We start from the raw sequence: 12,355 nt of genomic DNA, 5'->3' as shown, positions 1-12,355 counted from the left end.
CCCTTTACTTAACCTCTTTCTTTCCGGTTACGTATTCATAGATGACTGATTTCTTATATGACTGTAGTTCATCTATTAATGACTCTTTCTTTTCAATTAATATATCTATATTGCTCAAGTTATTGTGTAGCTTTTCAGCAATTGCTTCTTGGATATTAACAGGTGGAATGCATACATCTAAATTAAGTATTACTTTGGCAGACAATCCAGGTTGAGCTGCTGATTGAGAGTATTGATTTAAGTTCATGAATTGAAGGAAATAGAAGTAAAATGATGAGGAATACTCTTCTTTAATTTTAGTTACCAATGCATGTTCTGTAGCCCAAAATCGATCATTCGCAAACTGTATGTTTCCACATAATGCACCTTGTCTCCCAATAAGTATCGATTCACCTTCTCTATTATATTCATTGTAATACCCTCTGATACCATTACCGCCATATACAGGGAACTTACCTTCTTGTTCTATTTGATCAGAAATCAGGTTATCACCGCTTTTCATATAGCAAATATTCTTTAATTTTACTATTCCCCAATTACTCGGAATCTCTCCTATCCACTCTATACCCGAATCTCTCATCTCCACATTCTTTTCCAGTCCCTTTGTCACCGCTTCTGTGATGATGGACTGCTTGAGAAGTTTGTAATCTTCGATGGTTGATTTTGTTTGTTCGAGTATAAAGTCGATTTTTTCGACTTTCTCACTTATTACATGAGATATCTTTATTTGCTCATATCTATTTGGGTATGGTATCAAAATGGTGTTTAATTTACCCATAGATATTCTCATGCGAAGTTCCATTATTCCATTGCCATACCCTTTTAAATTTTCCTGAAACTGTTTTGTTTGAAAAAGCCAGTTGAAATATTCAACATTATCAGTGTCACTTCGAGGTCTTAGCATATAATAAACTGGACTTACTGCTCCAAAATATTTAGATAATCCTATAGAACCAATAATAGCGTTCATACTATTTAGTACAATATCTCCTGGATAAGCTAATTTATAAGATGTCAAATCTTCCTTTGATTTGTTCCCAATATCGCCTTTTTCTGAATATGGAATAACACCTCTATCATTCGTAAGAGAAAGTATAAAGTCAGTTTTCACAGGCTTATTCATCTCTTTTCTTTCAATGAGAATATTCTTTATTCTATCTAAATCCCAATCATCAGGTATCTCTCCAATCCATTCAACGCCACTATTCTTCATCTCTCTACTCACTCTTTTCACCATCCTTCTCAAAAAGAGCTCTCAGAGAAGCCATGAGTTCCTTTTCCACTTCCAGAATTCTCTCAGCAATCACCTCAGACTTTTCAGGAGCAACGTACTTATAGAAGTATCTGGTGAATGGAATCTCATATCCGACCTTGGTCTTACCCTTGTCGATCCACGCATCTGGATTGAAAGGTTTTACTTCTCTTTCAAAATAGACATCGATGTCTTCTGTCAGTGGAATATTTTCCGTATCTTTCAGGCTCTTATCAGCTACAGGCTTACCTTTCTTCAGGATCATCTTTCCGTTCTCATCTCTTTCAGGAGATTCAATGACAATCTTATTGAATCCGAAGTCTACGGTATCGAATATCTTGGACTCTGTTTTCAGATTTCCATCTTCGTATTCTTTGTTTTCAAATTCAAGATAGGTCTTGATGATAAGGTCTCTTGCATTGTCTGTGATATCATTTCGCTTACTTCCAATGGACTTTCTTCTCTTTTCAAAGCAGTTGGATGCATCAATGAGCTGAACCTTACCAGCACGATAAGAAGGCTTGTCCTTGTCCAGCACCCATAGATACGTTGTGATGCCGGTATTGTAGAACATATCCGTTCCCAGCTGCACAATGGCATCCAGCCAGTCATTCTCTAGAATGTATCTTCTGATCTCGGAAGGTCCTGATCCCGCATCTCCGGTGAATAGAGGACTGCCGTTATGAACAATACACATTCTTCCGGTATCTTTCAGCTTCTTCAGGCCGTTCAGCGTAAAGAGCATCTGTCCATCGGATACTGGAGGAAGTCCCATGCCGAATCTCCCTTTGTCTCCGGTCTTCGCCTCTTTTTCCACAGCAGGTTTGGAGGATTTCCAGTCAATTCCGAAGGGGGGATTCGATATAACAAAGTCGAAGGTATATCCACTGAACTTGTCATCAGCGAGAGTATCTCCCTTTCTCATGTTATCCGCATCTTCTCCACGGATCAGTGCATCAGCTTTTGCGATGGCGAAGGTCTGCGGATTGATCTCCTGCCCGAATGACGTTACTTCAGCATCCTTGTCAAACTGGGTCAGTCTTTCATCCATACAGCCAAGCATCTGGCTTGTCCCCATTGCCATATCGTAAACGGTCTTGACTACTCCGTCATTGATGAGAGAAACCCTCTCTGACTCCACAAGAAGATCCACCATGGTATAGATGATGTCTCTTGATGTGAAATGGGCTCCAGCTTCCTCATTGTAGGACTCTGAGAACCTTTTGATGAGGTCTTCGAAGATATACCCCATATCGACGGAAGTGATCTTCTCAGGGCTCATATCGGCCTTTTGCGTGTTGAACTCCTGGATGATGTAGAACAGCTTCCCGTTGTCGGCAAGATTTCTGATCTCCACATCGAATTTGAAGTTCTCGAGGATTTCCTGGACGTTGTCGGAGAATCCGGCAAGATAGCTTCTGAAGTTTTCTTCTATATTGTTCGGATCCGCAAGAAGATTATTGAAGTCGAATCTGCTTACGTTATAGAACTGGTAACCGGAAGCCTTTCGAAGGAAGCCGTCCTTCACCTCAAAATGCTTGACCTGCTCATAAGTATTCAGCACTGCCTCTCTGGTGGGCTTCAGACAGTCGTTGAATCGTTTGATCACCGTCATAGGGATAATAATGTTACCGTACTCATGGGGCTTGTAGAGCCCTCTCAGCATGTCTGCAATGTTCCATATGACAGAAGATTTTTCTGCTATGTTGATTCCCACCTTCGCTCTAAGTTCCACTCCGGTTTCAAATACTTCCACTTCACTCATTGTTTGTTCCCCCTGTTATTCTTCTTACTTCTTCATGATTGTTGATATTGTATGTAGCTTCAGCTGCCATAGCGATCTGCTTCATTTCGCAGACAGCTCATTCACTTTTCTTTGTTCCTCTTTTGTCAGATTTCTGGGCGGATTGGACTTATAGATCAGCACATTATCATAACCTACCTTGACCCTGTTTTCAGATACATAACGCTCACCGAAGATATCTTCGTACAGAATCGGCGTAAACAGATCATGCTCCATATCCGTCATTTCCTTTGCGTATTTGATATATACAGCCGGAAAACCGATGTCTTCATTAAACTCCAGCTGATAGGCCTCATTGACACCCAGAGAACCGATCTCATGGGCATTCATGACTTTAAGCCCCAATAGGCCCGAACTCTCTTCCATAATACTCGAAACGTACTTCACATTGAATGCGGGTCCTGTCCCGATATTTATGATCTCCACTTGTCTTTTCGGTTTCATCTCAGTAAGCACTCTTAGTTTCAGAACAGGACGGTTCTGAAGATTTATCTGTTCATGCACTTTACGAAGAGATGCTCTTGAGAAATATAGACTTGCAGCAAATCCCAGGACTGCAACTGCTGCAATAATCCCATTCAGCCAGATATCGATGGTCAGTATAACCGTATTCTGAACTCCTCCAAACATTATCCGATACCTCCAAGTACGTTTAGAATTATTATCTCATATTACGTTCCAGTATATCAAATTAGTTTTATTGTGTTTCATTACAAAACCAACATTTATACCATATCTTTGAGTGAAAGTCTTATATATCATTTCATTTCGATATCAGAGTGCCAGTATGTCTTAAAAAAACAGAAAAATTTTTCCGGGGGTCCTGCCACCTTTCTGTGAAGATCTTCAGAACGTTTAACGGCCTAGGGGTCTGTGGAAATGCCAACAAAGTACATTAGCTGGCTTTTATATGTTTTCCTAAATCCATTGAATACCAACGGTTTTCTTTATTTCAACAGAAAGATTCAAAGGATTTCCAGTTTATAATGCCAGCTTACCGCTGGTTTTATATATATATTATCATTTTCGAGGAGGTACAAACATGTACAAGAATGTGAACAGTCGTGGCATACCGAAACCGAAGGAGGTGGAACCGATCAAGAAAATGAAGGACATCGAGAAGATCAAACAGTATCTTCGTGGCAAAGACAACAGAAGGGACTATCTGATGTTTGTCCTGGGTATCAATGTAGGTCTTCGTGCAGGGGATCTCCTGAAGCTTAGGATCTCTGAAGTGTATTCAGGGTCAGATGTGAGAGAAACGGTCAGAATCACGGAGGAGAAGACGAAGAAGGTACGCGAGTTCACGCTGAACAGAAACGCTTCAGCCGCCATCACGTATTATCTGGAAGGCCTTTCTGAGATCAATACCGACTGCTATCTTTTCCCCAGTCAGAAGGGTGGACATCTCTCCGTGTCCTCAGCGCACAAGATCATCAAGAATCTGCTCAGGGAACTCCACATAAAAGGAAACTACGGCACACATACCCTGCGCAAGACGTTTGCCTATCACATCTATGTGAGTCAGGCTGGATCGAATCCCATGATTCTCTCCACTCTGCAGAAGATGCTGAACCATTCCAGTCAGCTTACGACACTCCGCTATATCGGCATCACCAAGGAAGTCATCGAAGACATCTACAACAGCATAAATCTCTAGCCTCCTTCATCCATATGGATCATGAAGGAGGTTTTTATTTTTCAGCATTAAAAGGAGGATTGAACAATGAACACCAACATTTCAAGAAAAATCAGCCATCAGGCAGCATCCATGACTGTAGAGGATGCCTATCAGACACTTCAGGACACGATTTCCAATCTCAGCTCCAGCAAGGCATGGACCGAGTATCTTGACTTCCAGTCCAGATTTCACAACTACAGTTTCCACAACATCCTGCTGATCAAGTCTCAGAATCCGTCAGCCACATTCATTGCCGGATACAGGAAGTGGCAGAACCTCGAACGGCAGGTCAGAAAGGGGGAGAAAGGGCTTCGCATACTTGCTCCGGTCATTTCAAAGAAAAAGGAACCCGATTCTGAAGAAGATCCTACCTTCATCAGAGGGTTCCGACTTGTATCTGTGTTTGATCTGTCTCAGACGGATGGAAGCGAAGAGCATCTTCCGCTCATCATTACAGGGCTTCGTCACTCCGTAAAGGGAGAGGAGGAAATCTATGAAGAACTCAGATCGAACATTCCGCTGAAGATCATCGAAGTGGAGCACCTCTCCTCCAAAGGCAGTTATAACCTCTCTTCGCAGCGTATCAGGATCCGTTCCGATCTGTCCACTGTGCAGAAGATCAAGACACTGATTCATGAGTATGCACACCATGTTCATCACACTTCCTACAAAGGACAGGAGTCCTACAGCGCATCCGAGGTGATTGCAGAAAGTTCCGCATACATTGTCTGCCGCTTTCTCGGAATCGATACTTCAGACTACTCCGCGCTCTACATTGAATCCTGGAAAGACAAGACAACCGATATTGCCGCCATAGGCATCAAGGTCCAGAAGGTATCCTCTGACATCATCAGTCACTTCACTGCTCAACATGATCCGGGAATCGAGAAGGAGGTGTCTGCCATCTAGCATCCGTTGTCGCAAGAACTTCTGCTGTAAAGGAGGAAACATGAAACAGTACAATCCGGTCCAACTGCTTCCACAGGAATGCGGAGGAGACTATACGTTCATTTCACAGATCTATATCACCAGAGGCTTCAGAAATGCCTTCCAGGAGAGCTGTGATCTGCTCGTCACAGTTTCTCTGGATATGATCCGTAAACAGCGTGTAGAGAGCTCTGACGGTGCTGATTACCTTCAGGTTCTTGAGCATGAAGGGATCCGGTTCTGGTGTATCGACGACGTTTCACATCTGACATTTCTTCTACCTGAAGAATATTGAGAAGAAATCATGAGAGGCTGGTATATCCGGCCTCTTGATCTTTTAAAGAAATAAATTGAAAAGGAGTCAATCAGAATGAATTATTCGAATCTAACAGATAAGGAACTGCTGCAGATAGTCATAAATGAAAGGTCTTCAGAAAGTATTGCGGAGGCTCTGCTTGATCAGTACCAGAGTCTTCCTGGAGTGCTGATGGAGTCTTCTGAGGAGGAACTCCTCACTATTAGAGGTCTAGGCATTAAGAAAATCCAGAGGCTCAAGGCCATTCAGGAACTCTCCAGGAGAGTATTCGTAAAAGGAAATCCGGAAGGATACATGATCAAAGGACCCGAAGATATCGGAGCCCTCATGATACCCATGATGCGATTCCTGAAGGAGGAGCATCTGAAGGTTCTTCTCCTGAACACCAAGAACAAGGTCATTTCCATAGAGACCGCTTCCATCGGATCTCTGAATGCCTCCATCGTCAGTCCACGTGAGATATTCAAGCTCGCGATCCGGAAAAGTGCTGCTTCCATCGTCCTCGTACACAATCATCCCTCCGGGGAGACGATGCCCAGTCAGGAGGACATCAGCGCCACTGCGCGAATTAAGGAATGTGGAAAAATTCTAGGAATCACACTGCTTGATCATGTGATCATCGGAGACATCTACCATTACAGTCTGAGAGAGAATGGGTTTCTTTGAACCCATCCCGTATTTAAGGAGGTATTAGTATGTCTGAAAAAGAAATGAAGAGAAGAAAGATTGCAAGAGCAGTTATGAGGAGAGCATGGTATACCTTCAGAAGAAGCTGTCTAAGCTGGAGAGTCTGCCTCCAGATGGCCTGGAGAACCGTCCGATGCATGCAACCAGTGTACTACAGCAAAGTCCATGGAACGACTTATGAGAACAGACAGGATACGCTAAGATCGCTTCTGAATTGCCATGAAGAGGATATACGCCTGTTCTTTCAGAGAGAAGAAGACAATGCATACGACAAGAATGCCATCAGAATTATCGCTGAAGTTAAGAATCGGTATGAAGCACAGATCGGTTATGTATCCAGAGAATGGGCAAGAAGAATCGCACCTTATCTGGATCAGGGCCATGAAGCAATAGTCCTGATCTCTCAGATAACCGGTGATCCGGAAAGAGGAAGGTATCTTGGAGTAAACTATGAGTTCAGCCTTGCTGACATAAGATGATTAATTGCATCAATCAAAAGGGAACCACTCAGGCTCCCTTTTGTTCTCTTTTTTGCTTTTATGTTTCTGTCTCTCGCTAGTAGCATCTGATAGAGGATCCGATGCTATTTATTGTTTTCTGAACCATTCTTCTAATCTGAAAGGGTATGATGCTCCATTGGAACCATGCTGTAATGAATATATATTCGTTTTTTTAATGTTGTATCCAGTGAGGTGATTTAGTGCTATAAGATACTTAGATTGAATCATAGGTAAAGGCATTTCCTGTGTCACTGATCTTTAATGAATTAAGACGCACTGCCCGGTTTCATCCTCTATCTGAACTGGAAGAATGTCGCTTTCCGCATAGAGAAAGTGGAATCCAGTCTGAAGAATGATTTTTTTATAAGAAGTTATCGTTCTCTCAGACAGGCTAATATTCTTGAATTCTCCATTGAGGTAACGCAGGACACGCTTGCAGGTCTTCTTTCTCTTACGGGATAATGCACTCATGTCATCAATGATGGCGTACAGTTTATACTTGGTCGTAATAATTCGATCCAGTCCTAAGGAAGAAAGGAAGCTCTTAATATGGAAAATCTGATGTTCTTTGCTCAAGGCGATTTCCAGCCTGGTGAACCCTTCTGGAAACTCGTAGTTGGCTAAGGTTTTCTTGACATCTGTCTTTAGAGGACTACCCTTTGTCTTCTCTTCCACTCGCAGAACAGAATAACCTTGTGGGAGATTCAGTGTTTGCTCCAGATTAATTCCTCTTATGGATTGCTGAAGACTCTTATCATATACAATTAGCTGCCGACCTGACTTCATGCGGTTTTTCCCGGTATGAAAGTATATCGATCCCTCGTTCTTATATGTTAAATCTGCAATTTGATAGGGAAGCTTTTTGAGTTTAGCGAGAGTGTCGAAACGCCTTCTGTTATTTTCTGAAGTGTCCGTGATATCAACTGTCAACTCGTCTCTGGAAAGTCCCCATTCACTCCATGGTGGAAGTTTTTTTACGTCAATAGCATATCGTAATTCATTATGAATCTTACCAGCAAGTTCGACGTAGTCTGTGTGGAAGTAAAAGTAAGCATTATTACCAAAATATAGATCAGGCAAAGAAAGGGAAAGAAGAAGATCTCCCATTTTTTCCGCATATCTCATGTATTCAATGTGGATGCATCCAGAATCCATTGATAGAGTACCAAAACCATATTTTTCCTGTCTTTTCTTGTACTTCGTTTCACAGTCCTGTCTATAGAATCGACTTCTTTTCCATGAAGAAGCCTTGTGGTTTAGTGCATCGATGCCAACGCCGCTGATGAAGATTCGCACCATGTCTATTGCCATTCATTTTCACCTTTCCTTACGAAGGATCGGATCAGGATTTACCTGATCCGATTCTTACGATTTCACTGAATTTTTTTCCTGAAATATTGCTATATTATAATCCACAGAAATTAATTACGGCTGATGAGTTTTGATTGTTAGTATTCCTAAGCTTCAGCGGTGTGCTTTTTATTCGCTCACCTTCCTTAGCCTATACTCCTTGGCGATATTCTGCTTAGCCAGCATATTTTCAAGAGATGTTCTTTCGAGTGTCTTCTCAACAAGTTCCACGTCCACGACGTACCTGTTTCCGATCATGAGGAACGGAACATCACCTCTTCTGATGGCATTTCGTAGAGCGTTTTGAGATAACCCCAGAGTGACAGACGCCTCTTTAATGAGCATTTTTCTACCCATACTACACCTCACTATTTTCTTCTGGAAAAAGATCTTCTTCGCGTAAATCCAGAACCTCGCATAAGGAGTCCCGCCATCGGGGGAAGAACGGTTTAAGCCCTTTTAGGGCTTGGTAAAAGTCCGAAGGAGATATCCCAGCTTCCATTGCAATTTTCATGTTGGAAACCTGTCGGGCTTGAACTGCTTTTTCGTATAATTCTCTGTTCATATTTTCACCTCGTCTATTGACATTTGTCATTTTTCTTGATCTAATTATATTAGATATTTTTAATCACGTCAAGCGATGCTATTAAAATATTTTATATAATTTCGCCAAATTAAAGGGGGTTATCATGACAGATCTTTCTAATATTTATCCACATTACTTAGAACCTGAACTTAGTCTTATACTGGATATGAACAGTAAACTTACGGATTTTCGGATAAGCATAATCAATCAAGATGCTGAAAACACAACTCTGGATAATGAATGGCTTGAATTGAGAGGAACCAGAATAACTCAGAAGAGAGGTGATCTTTTTCTGAACTTCATAAACAATGACTTCACTGACTATTCAGATTTCTTTAAGTTTGCTTCGATTTACGGTATAAATGGACTTATTCGATACGCCTCCAACTCTTCTGAAATAACCCAATATCTTGATCAGAGCAATGAGATCAGAATCAAAAGCTTTGTACCAGAAAAAGTGATTATTACTTTTATCGAAAGAGTATTTCATGATCATGGAGATACATTCACTAATGCGAAAGTCTTGTTCTGGAAAATACTAAATAGTTATCTTGAATCGAAATCAGAAGCTGTAAACAGCGCAAAAAGCTCCCTTGAAATCTACTTCGATAACTGCGCATCAGAATTTCACAAACCTCTTTCCCGATACAGTGGTGCAATCAGAATAGAATATGAAGCAAACAAACAGATCAAATCGAACGGGGATATGGAAAATGTTTTTAACAAGGTATTTTACAGTACCGACATATTGGCTGTCGTATACCATGACTTTTTTGCTGCTCTGGAAAACTCTTCATTCAATGTCTGTAAGAACTGTGGGATAGTCTTCACTCCTAGATCCAGAATTGATGAAACATACTGTGACTCCTGCAAGTCCCTGGCTTATGAAAACAAGATCAAGGATGATCCCATTCTTGCAGCTTATAATGCTGCATATAAGGCTCGTCATAAAGAAAGGCAGCGTAATATCAAGGCTCTCAAAGCCAGCAACGGCTCGGATGCTGATATTAAGATCTGGGAAAATACATTTAATTCATGGATCGATTATGCTAAGAGCAAAAAGCAAGAAGCCCAGGACGACAAAATCACAGTAGAAGAATTCAAGAAATCATTGAAAGTCAGATTGGAGGATATACTAAATGGGACATATCGAAAAACGTGGTAGTTCCTATAGACTTCACGTCAGCTGTGGTTATGACTCCAAAGGAAAAAAGAAGTATAAACGGAAAACCGTCAACCTCTCCCATCTAACTGCACATAAACAGGAGATTGAAGCCAGGAGGCTCCTAGCATTGTTTGAAAATGAGGTTCTACAGGGTTCTATTCTGGACGGAAACAAAATAACCTTTGAAGAGTTCATTACCCTGTGGATCAATGATCATGCGAGAATAAAGCTCGAGCCTAAAACACTGTTCAGTTATCAGTCTGAACTGGAAAAAAGGATTATCCCGGCTCTGGGACACATTAAACTGAGCAGACTTACACCGAATCATCTGATTCAGTTTTACAATAATCTCAGAGAAGAAGGAGTAAGACTCGACTACAAGTATCGAGCAAAAGCCAACTTCTTCGAAATATTGAAAAAGAACAACTACAGTGAACAGTCTCTGATGGAGCTTTCTTCCATCAACAGAAAAAACCTGAAGAAGATCAGGGACAGAGAAAATATGAATCCATCTATCGCTGAAAAGATATCTGAAGGACTTCAGATTCCTATCAGTAAACTCTTCGAAAAGATTGAATCAAAAAAAAGACTCTCGGATCGAACCATCCAGCTCAACCAGAGAATCATAAGCAGTATCCTGACTACAGCAGTTCATTGGCAGTTCATCGTCAGTAATCCTGCATTGCGTGTTCAACCCCAGAAGGTCGAGAGAAAAGAGGCTTCCCATTTCGATCTCGAACAGACAGAGTATCTTCTGCAGCTCATGAACGAAGAACCTCTGAAATACCGAACCATGGTTTATATCACTGTATTTGGTGGTCTACGCCTCGGTGAACTGAACGCTCTCGAATGGAAGGATATCGATTGGGATACAAACTCAGTCTCCATAAGTAAAGCTCTGCAATATCTTCCTAATAAAGGTGTTTTCATCAAGAAGCCGAAAAACAGTACAAGCAAACGTAAAATCATGCTACCTGCTTCGGTGATGAAGATTCTCAGAGAATATAAGGTATGGCAGAACAGCAATAAAGTCACTCTGGATAACCTGTGGAATGAGTCGGATTATGTATTCACTCAGGATGACGGGACAATAATCTTTCCTGATACCATTAGTAAGTGGTTTTCCAAATTCATTTCCAGCCATAATTCCAGCATCGAGCAAGGTAGTATCCTTGAAGAAAAGAAGAAGAAGAAACTCCTTCTCCCAAAAGTATCATTTCACGGGTTACGTCACACCAATGCCACTCTTCTGATGAGCCAGAATATCGATCTTGCAACTGTTTCGAAGCGATTAGGCCATGCCAATATTACAACAACATTGAACATTTATACCCATACTCTGGAAAAGCTTGATCAGACGGCCTCAGACTCTCTGGAAAGCCTCTTCAGCAAAGATAAGAAAACTGTTCAAAAGAAGATTTAAGGGTATCTGTAGATATCCTTTTTTCTATAACCTTGTGAAAATCGACACTACACCATTCTCTTTACTGATCTCCTGGATTCTTCTCCTGAGATAGTTGTAAAAGAATTCCTTTCTTAGCCCATCTATCAGCGTGAGCTTTGCACTTCCCCCTTCATAAAGCATCCAATCGATTTCGGCTGCCATTTTCGGAATATTCATGATCAGATCGTCCCTTACATCGTCTCCGACCTCCGTAATATCGAATAAAGCCTGCAGAAGACTATCTCCTATCCATGATACTTCTCTGTCATCTCGAATTTTAAAGTTTATGTTCAGCTCTTCTAGAGCTCTTACTGCCTCTACAGTGTCATAATCCTTAATCTCTATGATCATATTGAACCCCCTTCCATCCAAAAGAAACAATCCATAGCATTGTGGTACCCATTTAGTACCCATTTCAGGCAATTTTCCTCAATATAAAAAATGAACAAGATAAACCAAACGCTGTAAGCATTGATATACCTTGTTCTAACTGGAGCTACTAGGCGGAATCGAACCGCCGACCTGCTGATTACGAATCAGCTGCTCTACCGACTGAGCCATAGTAGCGTATTAACTCGTACTCATATATCTTAGTGTATTCTGAAGAATTTTGCAATGGTCGAGGATTCCAAATCTCAAAAAA

14 protein-coding genes and 1 tRNA gene are annotated in these 12,355 nt (G+C 41.3%); 7 read left to right on the top strand and 8 right to left on the bottom strand.

Features of this window, described 5'->3' with window-relative positions:
* Positions 1-4 precede the first annotated feature (4 nt).
* The 3 genes from ACHAL6_RS11700 to ACHAL6_RS11690 form a co-directional block, all read right to left on the bottom strand.
* The gene (locus ACHAL6_RS11700; protein ID WP_395270853.1) at positions 5-1,225 is read right to left on the bottom strand and encodes a restriction endonuclease subunit S; all 1,221 of its coding nucleotides are present in this window, start codon (positions 1,223-1,225) and stop codon (positions 5-7) included.
* Positions 1,218-3,017: an N-6 DNA methylase gene (locus ACHAL6_RS11695; protein WP_395270852.1), complete on the bottom strand. Its 1,800-nt coding sequence runs from the start codon at positions 3,015-3,017 to the stop codon at positions 1,218-1,220. The genes ACHAL6_RS11700 and ACHAL6_RS11695 overlap by 8 nt, the downstream gene beginning before the upstream one ends.
* Positions 3,018-3,098: 81 nt before the next feature.
* Positions 3,099-3,686 carry a hypothetical protein gene (locus tag ACHAL6_RS11690; RefSeq protein WP_395270851.1) on the bottom strand — a complete coding sequence of 196 codons (588 nt, stop codon included), beginning with the start codon at positions 3,684-3,686 and terminating at the stop codon, positions 3,099-3,101.
* A gap of 412 nt (positions 3,687-4,098) precedes the next feature.
* On the opposite strand from ACHAL6_RS11690, the gene ACHAL6_RS11685 reads away from it, so the two are divergent.
* The 5 genes from ACHAL6_RS11685 to ACHAL6_RS11665 all read left to right on the top strand — a co-directional run bounded on the left by ACHAL6_RS11685 (position 4,099) and on the right by ACHAL6_RS11665 (position 7,146).
* Positions 4,099-4,716, top strand: a complete 618-nt coding sequence (locus tag ACHAL6_RS11685) for a tyrosine-type recombinase/integrase (protein WP_395270850.1) — start codon at positions 4,099-4,101, stop codon at positions 4,714-4,716.
* 66 nt (positions 4,717-4,782) lie between these two features.
* Positions 4,783-5,646 carry an ArdC-like ssDNA-binding domain-containing protein gene (locus tag ACHAL6_RS11680; RefSeq protein WP_395270849.1) on the top strand — a complete coding sequence of 288 codons (864 nt, stop codon included), beginning with the start codon at positions 4,783-4,785 and terminating at the stop codon, positions 5,644-5,646.
* A gap of 40 nt (positions 5,647-5,686) precedes the next feature.
* The gene (locus tag ACHAL6_RS11675; protein WP_395270848.1) at positions 5,687-5,959 is read left to right on the top strand and encodes a hypothetical protein; all 273 of its coding nucleotides are present in this window, start codon (positions 5,687-5,689) and stop codon (positions 5,957-5,959) included.
* Between the two features lie 75 nt (positions 5,960-6,034).
* Positions 6,035-6,646 (top strand): DNA repair protein RadC, encoded by a 612-nt coding sequence (gene radC / locus ACHAL6_RS11670; protein ID WP_395270847.1) that lies wholly within the window; start codon positions 6,035-6,037, stop codon positions 6,644-6,646.
* A 29-nt stretch (positions 6,647-6,675) separates the two neighbouring features.
* Positions 6,676-7,146, top strand: coding sequence for an HIRAN domain-containing protein (locus ACHAL6_RS11665; RefSeq protein ID WP_395270846.1), 471 nt, complete (start codon positions 6,676-6,678; stop codon positions 7,144-7,146).
* Positions 7,147-7,425: 279 nt separating this feature from the next.
* Here the strand turns inward: ACHAL6_RS11665 and ACHAL6_RS11660 are convergent, their stop codons facing one another.
* The 3 genes from ACHAL6_RS11660 to ACHAL6_RS11650 form a co-directional block, all read right to left on the bottom strand.
* Positions 7,426-8,478 carry a hypothetical protein gene (locus ACHAL6_RS11660; RefSeq protein ID WP_395270845.1) on the bottom strand — a complete coding sequence of 351 codons (1,053 nt, stop codon included), beginning with the start codon at positions 8,476-8,478 and terminating at the stop codon, positions 7,426-7,428.
* A 168-nt stretch (positions 8,479-8,646) separates the two neighbouring features.
* Positions 8,647-8,874, bottom strand: coding sequence for a hypothetical protein (locus tag ACHAL6_RS11655; protein ID WP_395270844.1), 228 nt, complete (start codon positions 8,872-8,874; stop codon positions 8,647-8,649).
* Between the two features lies 1 nt (position 8,875).
* A complete protein-coding gene (locus ACHAL6_RS11650; RefSeq protein WP_395270843.1) occupies positions 8,876-9,082 on the bottom strand; it encodes a hypothetical protein in 207 nt (68 codons plus the stop codon).
* A gap of 124 nt (positions 9,083-9,206) precedes the next feature.
* Here ACHAL6_RS11650 and ACHAL6_RS11645 point away from each other — a divergent pair, with 124 nt between their 5' ends.
* The gene (locus ACHAL6_RS11645) at positions 9,207-10,268 is read left to right on the top strand and encodes a hypothetical protein (RefSeq protein WP_395270842.1); all 1,062 of its coding nucleotides are present in this window, start codon (positions 9,207-9,209) and stop codon (positions 10,266-10,268) included.
* Positions 10,243-11,691, top strand: coding sequence for a tyrosine recombinase XerC (gene xerC, locus ACHAL6_RS11640; RefSeq protein WP_395270841.1), 1,449 nt, complete (start codon positions 10,243-10,245; stop codon positions 11,689-11,691). Before ACHAL6_RS11645 ends, xerC begins: the two co-directional genes overlap by 26 nt.
* A 24-nt stretch (positions 11,692-11,715) precedes the next feature.
* On the opposite strand, the gene ACHAL6_RS11635 is transcribed toward xerC, so the two are convergent.
* Positions 11,716-12,063 carry a hypothetical protein gene (locus ACHAL6_RS11635; protein ID WP_395270840.1) on the bottom strand — a complete coding sequence of 116 codons (348 nt, stop codon included), beginning with the start codon at positions 12,061-12,063 and terminating at the stop codon, positions 11,716-11,718.
* A 140-nt stretch (positions 12,064-12,203) separates the two neighbouring features.
* Positions 12,204-12,279, bottom strand: a tRNA-Thr gene (locus ACHAL6_RS11630).
* Between the last annotated feature and the right edge of the window lie 76 nt (positions 12,280-12,355).

Origin of the sequence: Proteiniclasticum sp. C24MP (assembly GCF_043951855.1) — a bacterium.
Taxonomy (GTDB): domain Bacteria; phylum Bacillota; class Clostridia; order Clostridiales; family Clostridiaceae; genus Proteiniclasticum.
The sequence above is the reverse complement of the archived record's forward strand: the minus strand, read 5'-3'. Positions and strand labels throughout refer to the sequence as shown.

Bases quoted from the DNA above. Each gene is read 5' to 3' on its own strand.
- ACHAL6_RS11695 (WP_395270852.1), bottom strand. From the start codon at position 3,017: ATGAGTGAAGTGGAAGTATTTGAAACCGGAGTGGAACTTAGAGCGAAG.
- ACHAL6_RS11690 (WP_395270851.1), bottom strand. From the start codon at position 3,686: ATGTTTGGAGGAGTTCAGAATACGGTTATACTGACCATCGATATCTGG.
- ACHAL6_RS11685 (WP_395270850.1), top strand. From the start codon at position 4,099: ATGTACAAGAATGTGAACAGTCGTGGCATACCGAAACCGAAGGAGGTG.
- ACHAL6_RS11680 (WP_395270849.1), top strand. From the start codon at position 4,783: ATGAACACCAACATTTCAAGAAAAATCAGCCATCAGGCAGCATCCATG.
- ACHAL6_RS11675 (WP_395270848.1), top strand. From the start codon at position 5,687: ATGAAACAGTACAATCCGGTCCAACTGCTTCCACAGGAATGCGGAGGA.
- radC (WP_395270847.1), top strand. From the start codon at position 6,035: ATGAATTATTCGAATCTAACAGATAAGGAACTGCTGCAGATAGTCATA.
- ACHAL6_RS11665 (WP_395270846.1), top strand. From the start codon at position 6,676: ATGTCTGAAAAAGAAATGAAGAGAAGAAAGATTGCAAGAGCAGTTATG.
- ACHAL6_RS11660 (WP_395270845.1), bottom strand. From the start codon at position 8,478: ATGGCAATAGACATGGTGCGAATCTTCATCAGCGGCGTTGGCATCGAT.
- ACHAL6_RS11655 (WP_395270844.1), bottom strand. From the start codon at position 8,874: ATGGGTAGAAAAATGCTCATTAAAGAGGCGTCTGTCACTCTGGGGTTA.
- ACHAL6_RS11650 (WP_395270843.1), bottom strand. From the start codon at position 9,082: ATGAACAGAGAATTATACGAAAAAGCAGTTCAAGCCCGACAGGTTTCC.
- ACHAL6_RS11645 (WP_395270842.1), top strand. From the start codon at position 9,207: ATGACAGATCTTTCTAATATTTATCCACATTACTTAGAACCTGAACTT.
- xerC (WP_395270841.1), top strand. From the start codon at position 10,243: ATGGGACATATCGAAAAACGTGGTAGTTCCTATAGACTTCACGTCAGC.
- ACHAL6_RS11635 (WP_395270840.1), bottom strand. From the start codon at position 12,063: ATGATCATAGAGATTAAGGATTATGACACTGTAGAGGCAGTAAGAGCT.